This is a genomic window from Novimethylophilus sp., from assembly GCF_036504375.1.
In the GTDB taxonomy this organism is placed as follows: Bacteria; Pseudomonadota; Gammaproteobacteria; order Burkholderiales; family Methylophilaceae; genus Novimethylophilus.
In genome coordinates this window covers 25,351-41,565 of record NZ_DASXVH010000052.1, presented here as the reverse complement: position 1 = coordinate 41,565, position 16,215 = coordinate 25,351, and the positions used below count along the sequence as shown (strand labels likewise).

The 16,215-nt window shown below is 59.9% G+C and carries 15 protein-coding genes; 8 read left to right on the top strand and 7 right to left on the bottom strand.

Translation table 11 applies throughout. The features are described 5' to 3' along the window. Positions 1-5: 5 nt before the first annotated feature. The 3 genes from VGK14_RS08535 to VGK14_RS08525 are packed head-to-tail and all read right to left on the bottom strand — an operon-like array spanning position 6 to position 2,963. On the bottom strand, positions 6-566 hold the full coding sequence (locus tag VGK14_RS08535; protein WP_331508599.1) for a glutaredoxin family protein: 561 nt from the start codon (positions 564-566) through the stop codon (positions 6-8). Then, positions 563-2,617, bottom strand: a complete 2,055-nt coding sequence (locus VGK14_RS08530; protein ID WP_331508598.1) for a M3 family metallopeptidase — start codon at positions 2,615-2,617, stop codon at positions 563-565. Before VGK14_RS08530 ends, VGK14_RS08535 begins: the two co-directional genes overlap by 4 nt. Before the next feature lie 13 nt (positions 2,618-2,630). Beyond that, a complete protein-coding gene (locus VGK14_RS08525; RefSeq protein ID WP_331508597.1) occupies positions 2,631-2,963 on the bottom strand; it encodes a DUF4870 domain-containing protein in 333 nt (110 codons plus the stop codon). 143 nt (positions 2,964-3,106) lie between these two features. On the opposite strand from VGK14_RS08525, the gene prmC reads away from it, so the two are divergent. Continuing rightward, positions 3,107-3,970, top strand: coding sequence for a peptide chain release factor N(5)-glutamine methyltransferase (prmC, locus tag VGK14_RS08520; protein WP_331508594.1), 864 nt, complete (start codon positions 3,107-3,109; stop codon positions 3,968-3,970). A 361-nt stretch (positions 3,971-4,331) separates the two neighbouring features. On the opposite strand, the gene VGK14_RS08515 is transcribed toward prmC, so the two are convergent. The 3 genes from VGK14_RS08515 to VGK14_RS08505 form a co-directional block, all read right to left on the bottom strand. Next, positions 4,332-5,174, bottom strand: a complete 843-nt coding sequence (locus tag VGK14_RS08515; protein ID WP_331508593.1) for a BRO family protein — start codon at positions 5,172-5,174, stop codon at positions 4,332-4,334. Between the two features lie 403 nt (positions 5,175-5,577). Next, positions 5,578-6,147 (bottom strand): DUF6806 family protein, encoded by a 570-nt coding sequence (locus tag VGK14_RS08510; RefSeq protein WP_331508592.1) that lies wholly within the window; start codon positions 6,145-6,147, stop codon positions 5,578-5,580. A gap of 47 nt (positions 6,148-6,194) precedes the next feature. After that, entirely contained in the window at positions 6,195-6,752 is a 558-nt protein-coding gene (locus VGK14_RS08505; protein WP_331508590.1) for a gamma carbonic anhydrase family protein, read from the bottom strand. A 21-nt stretch (positions 6,753-6,773) separates the two neighbouring features. On the opposite strand from VGK14_RS08505, the gene metX reads away from it, so the two are divergent. Next, a complete protein-coding gene (metX, locus tag VGK14_RS08500; protein ID WP_331508589.1) occupies positions 6,774-7,898 on the top strand; it encodes a homoserine O-succinyltransferase MetX in 1,125 nt (374 codons plus the stop codon). Further along, positions 7,895-8,524: a methionine biosynthesis protein MetW gene (gene metW / locus VGK14_RS08495; protein WP_331508588.1), complete on the top strand. Its 630-nt coding sequence runs from the start codon at positions 7,895-7,897 to the stop codon at positions 8,522-8,524. The genes metX and metW overlap by 4 nt, the downstream gene beginning before the upstream one ends. Here the strand turns inward: metW and VGK14_RS08490 are convergent. Further along, complete coding sequence (locus VGK14_RS08490) at positions 8,512-9,183, bottom strand: sulfite exporter TauE/SafE family protein (RefSeq protein WP_331508587.1); 672 nt, start codon at positions 9,181-9,183, stop codon at positions 8,512-8,514. The genes metW and VGK14_RS08490 overlap by 13 nt on opposite strands. A 111-nt stretch (positions 9,184-9,294) precedes the next feature. Here VGK14_RS08490 and VGK14_RS08485 point away from each other — a divergent pair, with 111 nt between their 5' ends. The 5 genes from VGK14_RS08485 to VGK14_RS08465 all read left to right on the top strand — a co-directional run bounded on the left by VGK14_RS08485 (position 9,295) and on the right by VGK14_RS08465 (position 16,097). Then, positions 9,295-10,530: an AmpG family muropeptide MFS transporter gene (locus tag VGK14_RS08485; protein WP_331508586.1), complete on the top strand. Its 1,236-nt coding sequence runs from the start codon at positions 9,295-9,297 to the stop codon at positions 10,528-10,530. Between the two features lie 72 nt (positions 10,531-10,602). Further along, positions 10,603-11,403, top strand: a complete 801-nt coding sequence (locus tag VGK14_RS08480; protein ID WP_331508585.1) for an undecaprenyl-diphosphate phosphatase — start codon at positions 10,603-10,605, stop codon at positions 11,401-11,403. Between the two features lie 15 nt (positions 11,404-11,418). After that, complete coding sequence (locus tag VGK14_RS08475; protein WP_331508584.1) at positions 11,419-12,042, top strand: exopolysaccharide biosynthesis protein; 624 nt, start codon at positions 11,419-11,421, stop codon at positions 12,040-12,042. Between the two features lie 46 nt (positions 12,043-12,088). Next, positions 12,089-15,061: an AsmA family protein gene (locus VGK14_RS08470; RefSeq protein WP_331508582.1), complete on the top strand. Its 2,973-nt coding sequence runs from the start codon at positions 12,089-12,091 to the stop codon at positions 15,059-15,061. A gap of 199 nt (positions 15,062-15,260) precedes the next feature. Continuing rightward, the gene (locus VGK14_RS08465; RefSeq protein ID WP_331508580.1) at positions 15,261-16,097 is read left to right on the top strand and encodes a hypothetical protein; all 837 of its coding nucleotides are present in this window, start codon (positions 15,261-15,263) and stop codon (positions 16,095-16,097) included. The last annotated feature ends 118 nt before the right edge of the window (positions 16,098-16,215 follow it).

The following is a 16,215-nucleotide window of genomic DNA, read 5'->3' as shown; positions in this document are numbered from 1 at the left end:
CAGCTTCATTGCAGATTATTTCCCGGCGCGGTTTCGGAGCCGGGCGCCTGCTCCCTGGGCGGCGACTTGATCGCCATGCTCGCGCCGGGCTTGAGGTAAGGGTTGCTCTTGGCATAACCTGCCAGATCCAGCTCCCTGTTCCAGCGGCCTTCCTCGAAGCCGGCGATGGGGGCGGTGTTGCCGAACACAATCACCGGCGCTTCCAGTTTACCGGTGAGCTTCTTCATTTCAGCCTTGTCCGCATTGCTGCTCTTGACGGTATATGGCACGCCGCGCTTGTCGAGAAACGCCTCCGCCTGCTTGCAAGGATCGCCGCAATCGTCGAAGGAGTAGAGCGTGATCGGATGTTTCATGGCCGCTGTGCGCGACTCGTCAGGCAGCGCCGCCGCCGGCTTTTCGGCCATCAGCGCATTGACCGTGCTTTTGAGCTTCTGCACGTTTTTCGCGCCGGGAGGCGGCATCTGGTCGCTGTAGCGGGTGATGCCGTTCTCGGCCTGCCATTTGTACAGGTCGCCGGCCCAGGCCGGAACGGCTGCCAGCAGAACCCATACCCAGGCGAATCTCATGCCGCCGTTTCCACCATGCCGTTGTGGCGCAGCAAAGCGTCCAGCGTCGGCTCCCTGCCCCTGAATGCGACGAAGGATTCCAGTGCCGGGCGCGAGCCGCCCTGGGCCAGGATTTCGCTCCAGAAGCGCCGGCCGGTTTCCTCGCTCAGCACGCCATTTTCCTCGAACAGGCTGTAGGCGTCCGCCGACAGCACTTCTGCCCACTTGTAGCTGTAGTAGCCCGCTGCGTAACCGCCGGCGAAAATGTGCGTGAAGTTGTTGGGGAAGCGGTTGTAGACCGGCGGGAACACCACCGCGACTTCCTTGCGCACCTCGAGCAACAAATCCAGCGCGGTCTTGCTGCCCTGCGGGTCGAATTCGCCATGCAATCTCATATCGAACAGCGCGAACTCGATCTGGCGCAGGGTTTGCAGGCCAGCCTGGAAGTTCTTCGCGGCGACCATCTTGTCGTACAGCGGCTTAGGCAGCGGCTCGCCACTATCGACATGCGCCGTCATATGCCGCAGCACGTCCCATTCCCAGCAGAAATTTTCCATGAACTGGCTGGGCAGTTCGACCGCGTCCCACTCCACGCCCTTGATGCCGGAAACGCCGTATTCCTCGACCTTGGTCAGCAGATGGTGCAGGCCGTGGCCGAATTCGTGGAACAGCGTGATCACTTCGTCGTGCGTGAACAGCGCCGGTTTGTTGCCGACCGGCGCGGAGAAATTGCAGGTGAGGAAGGCCACCGGCGTCTCGATGCCGTGCACCTTTCTGCGCCTGGTAATGGCCTCGTCCATCCAGGCGCCGCCGCGCTTCTTGTCGCGGGCGTAGAGGTCGAGATAGAACTGGCCGACCAACTGGCCGTCGCGGTCGACGATCTCAAAGAAGCCGACGTCGGCGTGCCACACCGGCGCATCGGCCTTGCGCACCTGCACGCCGTACAGCGAGCTGATCACGCGGAACAACCCTTGCAGCACCTGCGGCTCGGGGAAATACTGCTTCACTTCCTGATCGGAAAAGGCGTAGCGCTCTTCGCGCAGTTTTTCCGAAACATAGGCCACATCCCAGGCTTCCAGCTCGTCCAGGCCCAGCTTTGCGGCAAACTCGCGCAACTCGTCCATGTCGCGCTCGGCGAACGGCCGCGCGCGGCTTCCCAGGCTGCGCAGGAAATCCATCACCTGCGCCGGCGTCTGCGCCATCTTGGTGGCAAGCGAAACCTGTGCGTAATCGTCGTAGCCCAGCAGCCGCGCGGCTTCGCGCCGCAACTTGAGAATCTGCGCAATGAGCCCGGTGTTGTCCAGTTCCGGCTTACCAAATTCCGAGGCGCGCGTGGCATAGGCAAAATATAGCTGTTCGCGCAGCTTGCGGTCGTCCGCGTATTGCAGCACCGGCATGTAGGAAGGGAAATGCAGCGTGAACTTCCAGCCCGGCTTTTTATTGTCTTTACCTTGGCCATCCTTCTCCGCCGCTTCGCGCGCGGCTTGCAGCGCATCGGCGGGGATACCGGCCAAGCGGCTTTCGTCCTCGATGAACAGCGCGTAAGCATCGGTCGCGTCCATCACGTTTTCCTCAAACTTGGCCGACAGCGCGGACAGTTCTTCCTGAATCGCCTTGAACCGCGCCTTCTTGTCCTGCGGCAGCTCGGCGCCGCCCAGGCGGAAATCGCGCAACTCGTTTTCTATAATCTTGCGCTGCGCCGCGCTCAAGCGCTCGAAATCGGCACCGGCGCGCAGCTGCTTGTACTTGGCGTACAGCGCCTCATTCTGCGACAAGTCGGCGTAGAATGCGGTGAGCTTGGACAAATTGGCGTTGTAGGCCTCGCGCAGCTCGGGCGTATTGACCACCGAGTTGGTATGCGACACCTGCGCCCAGGCGCGGCCCAGGCGTTCCTCGGCGTCTTCCAGCGGGCGCACGAAATTATCCCAGCGGGGTGCGGCGGCATCGGCTTCGAGCTGCGCCAGCAAGGTACGACTCTCTTCCAGCAACTGCTCGACCGCAGGCGTGACGTGTTCCGGCCGGATGCGGTCGAATTGCGGCAAACCGCCGAAATGAAGCAAGGGATTGTTCATGCAGTAAAAATTCCTAATTGATTAAACGCAACGCCAACGGATAACGGTAGTCTTCGCCTTTGCTGACGGCGACTGCCGCCAGTATGCATAAGACCAGATTGGCGACATAAATTGCCGGCAGCAGCAAAAATCCGATCAGTACCCAGGCCAATACCCAGGCGACGACATAACCGATCAGCACCGTGACCTGGAAGTTCAGCGCCTCGCGCGCCTGCCCGCCGATAAAAGGGCTGTCGTCCTTCTTCAGCAGCCAGACCACCAGCGCCGGGATGAAGCCGAAAAAGATGCCGCCAAGATGGGTCAGCACAGCAATATTCTTGTCATTGGGGGTGATGCCGTCGGTCATTTCCATTCTCCTTGGGGTCGCGGTGAAGGATTGCGGGCTGATGCAAACATCGCATCCGCAAGATTAACCACAACCCCCGCCGAGCGCAACGCCCGCCCCCACAATACAGGTAATATTGCGCCATCGACTCCATCCCAGCCAACATGCTTGCCCCATCCACCATCGCCCAGCTTTTGCAAAACGCCCGCCGCCAGATCGCCCAGGCACTCCAGCTGCCCGACGCCGAAGCCCGCATCGAAGCCCAGGCCCTGCTGCGCCAAGCCGTCGGCGCCGTCAGCCGCGCCTGGCTGATCGCCCACGAACACGACATCCCCTCCCCGGCGCAGGCCGCCGTTTTCCAGCAATTGCTGCAGCGGCGGCTGGCCGGCGAACCGGTGGCCTACCTGCTGGGCGAACGCGAGTTCTACGGCCTCGATTTCAGCGTCACGCCCGCGGTACTGATCCCGCGCCCGGACACCGAAACCCTGGTCGACGCCGCGCTGACGCGCATTCCACCCACTACGCCCTGCCGCGTGCTGGACATGGGCGCAGGCAGCGGCGCGATCGCCATTGCCATTGCCAGGCACCGGCCGCAAGCCCGCGTGACCGGCATCGACAGCTCGCCCACCGCGCTGGAAGTCGCACGCGACAATGCGCGCAAGCTCGGCGCGGGCAATGCCGAATTCCACTTGAGCCACTGGTTTGCGGCACTGGCCGGCGAGCAGTTCGACGTCATCGTCAGCAATCCGCCCTATATCGCCGCGGACGACCCGCATCTGGCGCAGGGCGACCTGCGCTTCGAGCCGGCTGCGGCGTTGGCTTCAGGCGCGGATGGGCTGGACGATATTCGGTTGATCGTGCGCGCGGCGCCGGCACATCTGGTTGGCGGCGGGTGGCTATTGCTGGAGCATGGGTACGATCAGGCAGAGGCGGTGGCCAAATTGCTGCGGAAGGCAGGGTTTGGGGAGGTGGGATCGGGAGCGGATTTGGCGGGAGTGATGCGGGTGACGCAGGGGAGGTTGCCGTAGCCTGCCACTCCCTCTCCCCTTGCGGGAGAGGGCAGGGGTGAGGGGCAGTTTTGTCTTGGGATTAAAACCTTAAAACCGTCGGTCTCGGCCGACAACCGAACCGATTTCTTTTGCTTGTCCAAAAGAAATCGGTGCAAGAAAAAGACACCCCGCGCCACGGCCCCTACGGGCTCCCCTGTGCTGCTCGCCAAGCCGGGCGGCTGCGGAACTCGCTGCAGACAGTCCTCGCCGAATTCCCCGGCCCGGCTGTGCTGCTCGGCGTGGCACAGGGGAACGGAGCGGTAGGTCGCCGTTAAGAACAATTGGGAGTGTGTTTATTCAAGATTTGACTCAGTTCAAGCTCAGATATCCAACCTTGAGTTTACCTAGAGGCCTTTTTAGGAGATGCTTTTTTAGGGCCGTCGAGCTTCTTCATTTCCTTGGCAGCAGATTTAAGCTGCCCCTTTACTTTCGTAATATCTTCATCAAGCGGTAGGTGCTCTGGTGCAATACCGCTCGATTTAAGCATGATATTTCGCACTTCTTTACCAACTTCTTGGGCGGTGCTACTTAACTGACGTACCCCCGAGGCCCCTACGTTCTTTATGCGCTCAGCAGTTTGCGTCACACGGAATAGATTGGCAGCCAGTTCTGTCTTACCCATGAAATCATAAAGGGTGCGGCCCTTCTCTATGGTTGCTCCCTTATGCTTAATGAGTTGTTGCAAAGACAGGTTGTACATTCCGCGAAAACCAGCGTCTTTGAAAATGCCAAATTCTGTTGTTTGTAAACCAGCTTGGTAAGCGATGCCGCTCATTATGGATTCTCCACCCTTGAGTTCATCACGAACCTCAATCCGTTCCAATGCATCCTTCTGGATTTGCTGCTCTACTAGCGCATCAGCAATGGCGGCAAGAACGGTTTTAGCTTGGGCAACTTGTGGCTTCTTTGAATCCGCATGCATGGTAACCAGAAAGCAACCAAAACGTGTCAGGCGAAAGGTGCTGACCTCTTTCCCTCCTTCGACGAATACATCGGGAATAAAAACTTCTTGTATTTGCACATTTAGCGAAGCACAAGAAGCCATAGCCTTATTAATTACGTTTTGAAAAGAGGCCCACGTCTCATACCCAAGGGTAACCATAAATTCGTGTGCAATCCAATAACGGATTCCGTTCTGGTGAGCCGAATTTTCAAATCGCTCTAGGTTGAATTCCAATTGCATAACGGCACCCCTCTGGTTGTTAGCCGAATTATATATAAATCAATTACTGTTGTAGCTTCAATTACTTCAACAGATGACTTCCCACCCCATTCCCCTGTGCCACGCCGAGCAGCATAGCCGAGACGGGGAATTCGGCGAGGACTGTTTGAGCGCAGCGAGTTCCGCAGCCGCCCGGCTTGGCGAAGCAGCGCAGGGAACCCCCGTAGGGGGCGTGGCACCGGGGTGCCCTTTGCTTTGGTTACTTTCCTTTGGGCAAGCAAAGGAAAGTATCTCGGCTGTCGGCCGAGACCGACGGTTTTGATTTTGACCCAATCAAAAATAAAAAGCCGAGTTGCCTCGGCTTTTTCAACTCCCTGGATTCCGGGTTCCGTCTGCGACGGCCCCGGAATGACGACATCAGCGCTCAGTGCAACCTTCTCCGCCCTATGCTCCCCGGCATCTGCGAAGTCGGAAAATCGTCGGGTTCTTCGGTCGCTGCTGCAGCAGCGGCCGCCTGCCCGCGCTCGCGGCGGAACAGGTCGTTGATCAGCTTCACCACCTCGTCGGTGCCGGCTTCGCTGAACTGGCGGCGCAGCAGGCCGGTGACATCCTCCACCATGCGCCGGCGCTGGGCGTCGTAGATGGCTTCTGAGGAGGGGCCGATGAAAATCAGCTGGGTTTCGTCGCGGCCGTCGTCGTGGTACAGGATCACTTCCATCGCGGTGCCCTGCTCGGCCAGATGGCCGATGCCGCTCATCGCGCCTTCCAGCGCGGCGAAGAAGCTGCCGCCGACATCCAGCGTGCAGCAGATTTCCAGGCCGAAGTCGCGCTGGTGGTAGACGATGCCGGGCTGGTTGTCTTCCAGGCTTTGCACTTCTCCCATGTTCTCGACATCCAGGTAATCGAACAGCGGGCGCATCGCGGTTTCGACCTGGCGCCGCGTCACGCCCTCACACAGGTAGATGTAGCCGTGCAGGTGAACTTCGAGACGCATGAGGATTCCTTGGGTATTGCTGAGTCGGGTGTCGGATTATAGCAGACTCAGCCGCCGGCCGCATCCAAGTAACTGTTTTTGAGACGGATGTAATGCTTTGCCGAATACAGGAAACGCCCTCGCTCCTGCTCCGTCAGCGGCCGGATCTTGCGCGCCGGGCTGCCCAGGTAGAGGTGGCCGGATTCCAGCACGCGGCCTTCCGGCACCAGCGTGCCGGCGCCGATCAGCACTTGCGGCTGGACCACGACCTTGTCCATGACGATGGCGCCCATGCCGATCAGGCATTCGTCGCCGATGGTGCAGCCGTGCAAAATGACTTTGTGACCGATGGTAACGTTGCTGCCGATGACGAGCGGCGAGCCGCCGGGGTCCCACTCGGACTTGTGGCTGACGTGCAGCACCGACAGATCCTGCACGTTGGTGCCGGCGCCGATGCGGATGGCATTGACGTCGCCGCGGATTACCGTGCCCGGCCACACCGAAGCATCGTCGCCCAGCACGACGTCGCCGATGACGCCGGCGGAAGCGTGGATGTAAACGCCGGAGCCGATCTGCGGCAAAATGCCTTGATAAGGAATGATATTAAGCGGATAAGCAGGTGCCATAAGGCATAGTATAATCCGCGCATGTCCGATTTATCCTCTGTTGGCATCGTCGCCCCGCAAACCGCGCATTTCAGCAAGCCGCTCGCATTGCAATGCGGCGCGACGCTGGCACAATACGACCTGGTGTATGAAACCTACGGCACGCTCAACGCCGACAGATCCAACGCAGTGCTGATCTGCCACGCGCTGTCGGGCACGCACCATGTCGCCGGAAAATACCGCGAAGACGACAAATACCCCGGCTGGTGGGACAACATGATAGGGCCCGGCAAACCGCTGGATACCGACAAGTTTTTCGTCATCGGCGTCAACAACCTGGGCGGTTGCCACGGCTCCACCGGGCCCGCCACGATCAACCCGGCGACAGGCAAGCCCTGGGGATCGCGCTTCCCCGTGGTCACGGTGGAAGACTGGGTGGCATCGCAGGCGCAGCTGGCCGATCACCTCGGCATCCGCCGCTTCGCCGCGGTGGTGGGCGGCAGCCTGGGCGGCATGCAGGCGCTGCAGTGGACGCTCACCTTCCCGGATCGCGTGAAAAATGCTTTGGTCATCGCCGCCGCACCCAATCTCACCGCGCAGAACATGGCGTTCAACGAGGTCGCACGCCAGGCCATCATCACCGACCCGGAATTCTACGACGGCGATTTCTACGGGCACGGCGTGGTGCCGCGCCGCGGCTTGCGCATCGCGCGCATGCTGGGCCACATCACTTATCTTTCCGACGATGCCATGGGTGCGAAATTCGGCCGCAAGCTGAAACATGGCGAAATCCGGTACGGCTTCGACGTCGAGTTCGAGATGGAGTCCTACCTTCGATATCAGGGCGACAAGTTCGCCGGCGAATTCGACGCCAATACTTATCTGCGCATGACGCGGGCGCTGGACTACTTCGATCCGGCGGCGGCCTTCGGCGGCGACCTGAGTGCCGCGCTCAAGCGCGCCAAAGCCGATTTCCTCGTGGTTTCGTTCACCAGCGACTGGCGCTTCTCGACGGCCCGTTCGCGCGAAATCGTCAAGGCGCTGCTGGACAACGAACTGGCGGTCACTTACGCCGAGCTCACCGCGGCGCACGGCCACGACGCCTTCCTGATGCCCGACCCGCATTACCATGCGGTGGTGCGCGCCTACCTGGAGAACATGGAATGATCCACGTACCCGCACAGGCTCACCGGCATTTCGCCGAAGCCGCCACCGAACGCCGCGACTTCGCCGCCATTGCCCGCTGGATCGCGCCGGGCGCCAAGGTATTGGACTTGGGATGCGGCGACGGCTCGCTGCTGGGCTATCTGCGGGATACGCTCAACGTGCACGGCTACGGCGTGGAAAAAGACGATGCCAACGTGCTGGCCTGCGTCCAAAACGGCATCAACGTCATCCAGATGAACCTGGAAGAAGGATTGTCCGGCTTCGAAGCCGATTCGTTCGACGTGGTGATCCTGTCGCAGACCTTGCAGGCGGTCTACCAGACCGAAGGCATCGTGCTGGAAATGCTGCGCGTGGGCAAGGAAGTGATCGTCACCTTTCCCAATTTCGGCTACTGGAAACACCGCCTGCAACTCATGGTCGGGCGCATGCCGGTGTCGAAGAGCCTGCCCTACCAGTGGTATGACACGCCCAACGTGCACATGTGCACGATCCACGACTTCGACGCTTTCTGCGCGGAACACAGCATTCGCGTCAGCGAACGGCTGGTGATGACGGACGGCAAGGCCGTAGGCGTGCTGCCCAACCTACTGGGCAACCTGGCGATGTACCGTTTTCAGACCGCCTGAGCCAGCCTCAGCAAACCGAGCACCCCGAACCCCAGCACCAGCACGCCGCTTGCACGCCGCACCCAGATATTCTGCAGCCATGCCTTGAGCCGGACGGCTGCCAGCCCCATCGCCAGCAAGGCAGGCAAGGTGCCGAGCCCGAACGCCAGCATCAGCAAGCCGCCCTGCGCCGCGCTGCCGGTTGCCAATGCCGCCACCAGCACGCTGTACACTAGCCCGCACGGCAGCCAGCCCCACACCACCCCCAGCGCGAAGGCTTGGCGATGGGTTTTGACAGGCAGGAAATTGTTGGACAGCGGCTGCAACTGCTTCCATAGCACGCCGCCGGCACGCTCCAGCACCAGCACGCCGTGCCAGATGCCGGCAAGGTAGAGTCCGAGCACCACCAGCATCAGACTGGCCAGCAGGTACAGCAGCTTCTCCACCGGCAACACATGGTCGAGAAAAAAACTCGAAGCGCCGATCAGCCCGGCCAGCACTCCGGCCAAGGTATAACTGGCGATGCGGCCGAAGTTGTAGGTCAGCAGGAACGGCATTCTGGGCCGCTGCCCAGGCAGCGAAAGCGTTACCGCGCCGACGATGCCGCCGCACATGCCGACGCAGTGGCCGCCGCCCAAGAGGCCGACGAGAAAGGCTGAGAAATAGCTGAGTTCGAGCATACCCTGTAGCGCAGGCGGCCCGCCTGCAGTAAGCGTTTCAATAATGCAGGCGGGGCCGCCTGCGCTACGGCATTGTGGCACAGCGTCCGCGATTCCGGTAAGGTGTCGGCCATGACCAAAACCGCATGGAAAACCGCGCTGCTTAACCGGCGCATGCTGATCTGCATCTTTACCGGCTTCACCTCCGGCCTTCCGCTCTACATCCTCATCAGCCTGTTGCCGGCCTGGCTGCGCTCGGAACATGTGGATCTCAAATCCATTGGCCTGTTTGCGCTGATCCAGCTGCCGTTCACCTGGAAATTCATCTGGGCGCCGCTGTTCGATCGCTACGCCTTGCCGATGGGGCGCCGCCGCGGCTGGCTACTGGTGACCCAGGCCGCGCTGCTACTGTCGATTCCGCTGTTCGGCGGGTTGCATCCGACGCCGGACCTGTGGGCCATCGCCTATCTCGCCGGCGTGGTGGCGTTTTTCTCGGCCTCGCAAGACATCGTCATCGACGCCTACCGGCGCGAACTGCTGCCGGATATCGAACTGGGCCTGGGCAATGCGATCCACGTCAACGCCTACAAGATTGCCGGCCTCGTTCCCGGCGCGTTGTCGCTGGTGCTGGCAGACCGCTTGCCGTGGGATGCGGTGTTCCTGATTACCGCATTGTTTATGCTGCCGGGGCTGGCGATGACGCTGCTGGTGAACGAACCCGACATCAAGCCTGGCGCGCCGAAAACGCTGCGCCAGGCGGTGATAGAACCATTTCACGAATTCGTTGGTCGTAACGGCTGGGATTCTGCCTTATTGGTGCTGGCCTTCATTTTTTTCTACAAGCTGGGCGATAGCATGGCCACTGCGCTGGCGACGCCGTTCTATCTCGACATGGGATTTTCCAAGACCGAAATCGGCCTGATCGCCAAGAACGCCGGGCTGTGGCCCAGCGTGGTCGGCGGCTTGCTGGGCGGCGCATGGATGATCAAGCTGGGCATCAACCGCGCGCTGTGGCTGTTCGGTGCGATACAAATGGCTGCGATCCTTGGCTTCGCCTGGCTGGCGACGGTGGGCCACAGCTTGTTCTGGCTGGCGGCCGTGATCGGCATCGAGGCCTTTGGCGTGGGCCTGGGCACGGCGGCCTTCGTCGCGTTTATCGCCCATACCACCAACCCGCTCTACACCGCGACCCAGTTCGCGCTGTTCACCAGTCTGGCCGCGGTTCCGCGCACCCTGGCCAATGCCACGACCGGCTATCTGGTGGAATGGATGGGCTGGACCAGTTTCTTCCTGCTGTGTTTCGCCGCGGCGCTGCCGGGCATGCTGCTGCTGATCAAAGTGGCACCGTGGAAGGCCAGAACAGCCTGAATAACGGAGCCCGACCTCCTGAACCCGGCCCCGCATCACGTATACTGCGGGCTCACTTCACCGGACAATATTATGGATTTGCTTCTGCTGCTTAAAGCCATCATCCTCGGCCTCGTCGAAGGCGCGACCGAATTCCTCCCCGTTTCCAGCACCGGCCATCTGATCATCGTCGGCGATCTGTTGCAGTTCAACGACGAGCGCGGCAAGGTGTTCGAGATCGTCATCCAACTGGGCGCTATTCTGGCGGTGTGCTGGGAGTACCGCGCCAGGATCGGCCATGTGCTGGCGAGCATGGCAACGGAAACGGCGTCGCGGCGCTTTGCCGTCAACCTGTTCATCGCCTTCCTGCCGGCGGCGGTGCTGGGGCTGGCGTTTCACCACGCGATCAAGCAATACCTGTTCTCGCCCGTCACCGTTGCGCTGGCGCTGATCGTCGGCGGCTTGGCGATTCTCGTCATCGAAAAATACGCGCCGCAGCCGGATACGCATGCGGTGGACGAGATGGACTGGCAGCATGCGCTCAAGGTGGGCTTTGCGCAGGCGCTGGCGCTGTTTCCGGGGGTATCGCGCGCCGGGGCGACGATATTGGGTGGCGTGGTGTTCGGGCTGTCGCGCAAGACGGCGACCGAGTTTTCGTTCTTCCTGGCGATTCCGGTGATGTTCGCCGCGACGTTTTTTGACGTCTACAAGGGGCGCGAGATGCTGCATGCGGCAGACCTCGACGTGTTTCTGGTCGGCTTCGTCACCGCGTTTTTCAGCGCGCTGCTGGTGGTGAAAGCCCTGCTGCGCTTCGTCGCGCATCATGATTTCCGCGCCTTCGCCTGGTACCGCATCGGCTTCGGCGCACTGGTGCTGGCCTATTTCTGGCATTAGGCTGCCGACCCACCCATGTGCGATTACAAAACCCTGGTCGCCACGCTGAACGGCTTTGCCGAGCAGGCGAAATTGCGGCCGCTGACGCTGGGCGAAGCCATCAATACGCTGGACGAGGCGGCTTATTCCTTCATCGCGATCATCCTGGTGCTGCCTTTCATGCAGCCTATCCCGCTGGGGCCGCTGACCGTCATCGGCGGGCTGACGTTCGCGGTGCTGGGCTGGCAGATGCTGCGCGGCCACGAATCGCCGGTGCTGCCGCAGCGCATCCGCGCGGTGGAGATGAACGAACACAGCTGGCGCCTGCTGGTAAAAGTCTGCCTCAAGCTGCTCGGTTTCTGCCGCAGGTTCACCAAGCCACGCCATGTCTGGCTGTTCGAAGGGCGCAAGGGCCGGCAGATCGGCGGCTTCGTGCTGATGGCAAGCGGGCTCTTAATGGCTATTCCTTTCGGCGTGCTGCCGCTGAATAACGTGCTTCCGGGTCTGGCGATCCTGTTTTATGGCGTCGGCGAGCTGGAACAGGACGGAGTCATGGTGTATGTCGCCTTCTTCTGGCTGGCGGTAACGGTCGTTTATTTCACCGCGTTCTTTCTGGCGTTGTGGTTCTTCGGCAACGAGGCGATTGCCTTCTTCCAGTAACCGACTGGTGCTAAACTTTCCGCAGTCATCACGCGGGTAAAAATTCATGAACAAGCTTCTAAAATATTCTCTGCTCGGGGTCGGCGGTTTCATCGGCCTGCTGGCCGTCGCCGTCGCCGTTCTCGCACTCACGTTCAATCCCAACGACTACAAGCCGTTGATCGTCAAAATGGTAAAAGACAAGAAGCAGCGCACGCTGAATATCGAGGGCGATATCAAGCTGGCGTTTTGGCCCAAGCTGGGCGCGGATCTGGGCAAAATATCCATTTCCGAGCACAATGGTGACAAGGAGTTTGCCAGGATGCAAAACGCCAAGGTGTTCGTCGCGGTAATGCCGTTGTTGAACAAGCAACTGGTAGTGGATACCGTGAAGATCGACGGCGTGCACGCCAATATTGTGCGCTTCAAGGATGGCACCACCAATTTCGACGATTTGCTGAGTAAGGAAGAATCCGAGGAAATCAAGTTCGATATCGACGGCGTGCGGGTGACCAATGCCGGCGTTGCGCTCGACGATCAACAAGGCAACCGCCACTTCTCGATAGACCAGATGGACCTGACCACCGGCCATGTCGCAAAGAATCAGCCCATCGACCTGCAAACCAGCTTCGTTGTCAAAGGCGACAACCCCAGAATCGACGCCAAGATGCAGTTCAAGGGCGAGCTGCTGGCCGATACCGAGCACAAGCATTATGTCGCCAAGGGCATGGACCTCGCACTGCAGGGCGACGTGGCCTCCGCCAAGGGGCTGGACCTCAAGCTTTCCGGCGACCTCGACGCCAGGCCCGAGACCATGGAATTCCTTATCGACGGCCTGAAACTGGCGGCCAGAGCCAGGCTCGAGAACAAGGCCATCGAACTGGAGCTGGACGCGCCCAGCCTCACCGCGCAGAAAGACGAAGTCAGTGGCAAGGAAGCGCATGTCAGCCTGACCCAGACCCAGACCCAGGGCGACGACAAGGTGACTGCGAAGCTGGTAATCGCCGACCTCAAAGGTTCGCCCCGTGCTTTCCAGAGCTCCAGCATCAGCGGGGAGATTTCCGGCTCGCAGGGCAAGCGCACGCTTTCGGGCAAGTTTTCCTCGCCCTTTTCCGGCGACCTGGAAAACCGCGTCTTCGACCTGCCCAAGCTGGCCGGCGATGTGGACGTGAAAGACCCGGCACTGCCCGGGGGCGGCATGCAGGCCAGCTTCAGCATCGACGCACATACCAATCTCAAGCGGGAACAGGCCAAGGTAGCACTCCATGCCAATATCGATGGCAGCAAATTGAACGGCAACATCGCGGTAGCCGGCTTTAGCAAACCCAGCGTCAAATTCGACCTCACCGCAGATCAGCTGGATCTCAACAAGCTGCTTGGCAAACAAGAGAAAACCAACCCGGAAGCGGCTGCCAAGCCGGCCGACCTTTCCGCGCTGAAGAACGTGCTGGCGCAGGGCACGCTCAACATCGGCGCGATCAGTTACGACAAGTACCGCATCGCCAACCTCGCGGCCACGGTCAAGGCCGATGGCCAGACGCTCGCCGTCAATCCGCTGTCCGTGAAGTTCGACGACAGCCAGATCAAGGGCAGCATCGGCATCAGCCATTTCGAGCGCGCGCTGTACACCTTCGACCTCGATATCGACCGCATCGACGCCGACCGCTACCTGCCGCCCGCAACCACGAAAACCGCCGACAGCGGCCCGGCCAAGCCGCTCGACCTGTCGGCGCTGAAAGCGTTGAATGCCAACGGCAGCCTGCGCGTGGGCAGCCTTAAATACGGCAAGACCCAGGCATCCAGCGTCCGCATCGACCTCAAGGCCGACGGTGAGAAACTCAATATCAACCCGCTCTCAGCCAGGATCGACGATAGCCAGGTCAAGGCGGTCCTCGGTATCACCAGGTTTCACGACCCGCAATTCAGCTTCAACGTCGACATCGACAAGCTGGACGCCGATCGCTATCTGACCAAGAAAGAGCCCGCCGCCAAAGCGCAAGCGGATACACCGCTCGATCTTTCCGCGCTGAAAACACTGAATGCCAGCGGCGAGGCGCGCGTGGGCTGGCTCAAGATCGCCAACGTCAAAACCGCCAACGTGCATCTCGGCGTCAAGGCCGAAGACGGGCAGGCAACGCTGGCGCCGTTCTCGGCCGACCTCTACCAGGGCAGCATGAACGGTACCCTCAGTGTCGACGCCCGCGCCACGCCGGCGGTCGCTTTCAAACAGGAAATGAAGAACGTGGCGGTAGGCCCGCTGCTGGTGGATGCGATCAACAACGACATGCTGGAAGGCAAGGGCACGGTAGTCGCCGACCTCAAGACCCAGGGTGCCACCGTAGGCGCGCTGAAAAAGGCGCTGAACGGCACTGCGGCGGTGAACCTGGCCGACGGCGCGGTAAAAGGCATCGACATCGCCGGCACCCTCCGCGACATCAAAGGCAAATTCAATTTCAAGGGCAATACGCTGGGAGCGGACCAGAAGAAAAAAACCGATTTCAGCGAAATGAAGGCCAGCTTCAAGATCGTGGGCGGCGTCGCGCATAACGACGACCTCGACATCAAGTCGCCCCTGCTGCGTATCGCCGGCAGCGGCGACATCGACATCGGCAGCGAAAAGCTCGACTACGTCGCCAAGCCCACCGTGGTGGCTTCGCTCAAGGGCCAGGGCGGCGCCGATATCGGCGCGCTCAACGGGCTGACGTTTCCGGTGAAAGTCACCGGCACCTTCTCCAGCCCGAAATACGGCCTGGATTTCGCCGCGCTCGGCGCGGCCGTCGCGCAGAAAAACCTGCTGGGCAAGGTCGGGGGCGAAAAGGGCGAAGCGGTGCAGAAACTGCTCGGTGGCGACAAGGCGGGTGCGCTGGAAGGCCTGCTGGGCGGCAAGAAGAAAGCGGAGGCGCCGGCACCGCCCGCTGCTCCAGCGACGCCCGATTCAACCCAACCGCAAGCCGCACCGCAACCGGCGCCACAGGAAAAACCCAAGCTGACACCGGAAGAAAAAGCCAAGAAAAAGCTCAACAAGCTGCTGGGCTTATAAATCCGGGTATCCGTAATCCGCGGTTGATTTCGGTCAAGAACCGGTGGCACGGAGATTTTCATTCGTGTTGATTCGTTATGCCAGGAATGCCTCATATCGGCCACGAGCAGCCGGTCGAGGTTGCCTTCCAATTTGACTTGCGGCACGATTCGCAAATGAAAATACTTTTTCTACAGCTTCGTTAGGGGTCGCAGTAAATATGGCCTTCGAAGAAATCCTCACCACGTCAGCCGTGTCCGTCGGACTTTTTGCCGCCGCCATTTGGCTTGGGCGAACATGGATTGTGGCCCGCCTTACAGCAGATATACGGCTGGATAATGACTCAAAGCTTGAGGAGCTGAGGTCACAGTTACAAAGAGCGAACTCCACGCTAAGCGATATAACTTCAGCCGGCCATATCGCCTATTCGCAATCTCAAATTACCATCTTGCCTCGCAAAATTAAGGCTATTGAGACTGTTTGGAATTCAGTTTTAGCGTGGAATGAAATGTCCGCCGCCTCCATGTTCGTGGCAGTACTTCCAATAGATTGGGTACAAAAGTACGGATCAAACCCTTCAACAAAATCGAATTTCGAGATTTTGTTGAAGAACCCCGAGCATCTAGCGTTCCTGAAAAAGCAAAATGACACAGAATTGGATCGCCCCTTTATTTCTGAGCGAGGCTGGGCTCTATATGCCGCGTATAGCGGTTTCTATATGTCGCGCATCACCAAGGCATCAATGTTTCTTTTTCCATCTATGAATCACGCCGAAATCTGGAAACATGTAAACGAACGGCAATTGATTGAAGCATCAGCGCCCGCGGACATCCTTAACTTGTACGATGCGAACGTACTCGAAGGAACAAACGCTTTTCTCAAGTACCTCAAAGATGAAATGATTGATGAGTTTAGAGCCGAGATATCAGGAACTCGGGATAGTAAGAGCGCGGTATCTAACGCCGCCGTGATATTGGATGCAGCAGAAAGACTCGTTAAGAGTTCCACGGAAAAGCCAGAGAATCCATTGGACAAACCATTGGTACAACCCAATTGACACCTAACATCCGGCTTACGCCCGCCCGTTGAACTTCCGCTATGTAGAATTTGGATCGTCCGCAATGGGTCGTTTTGCAACATCCGCCACAAAGCTAAAACAACTGCTGAATGCAATT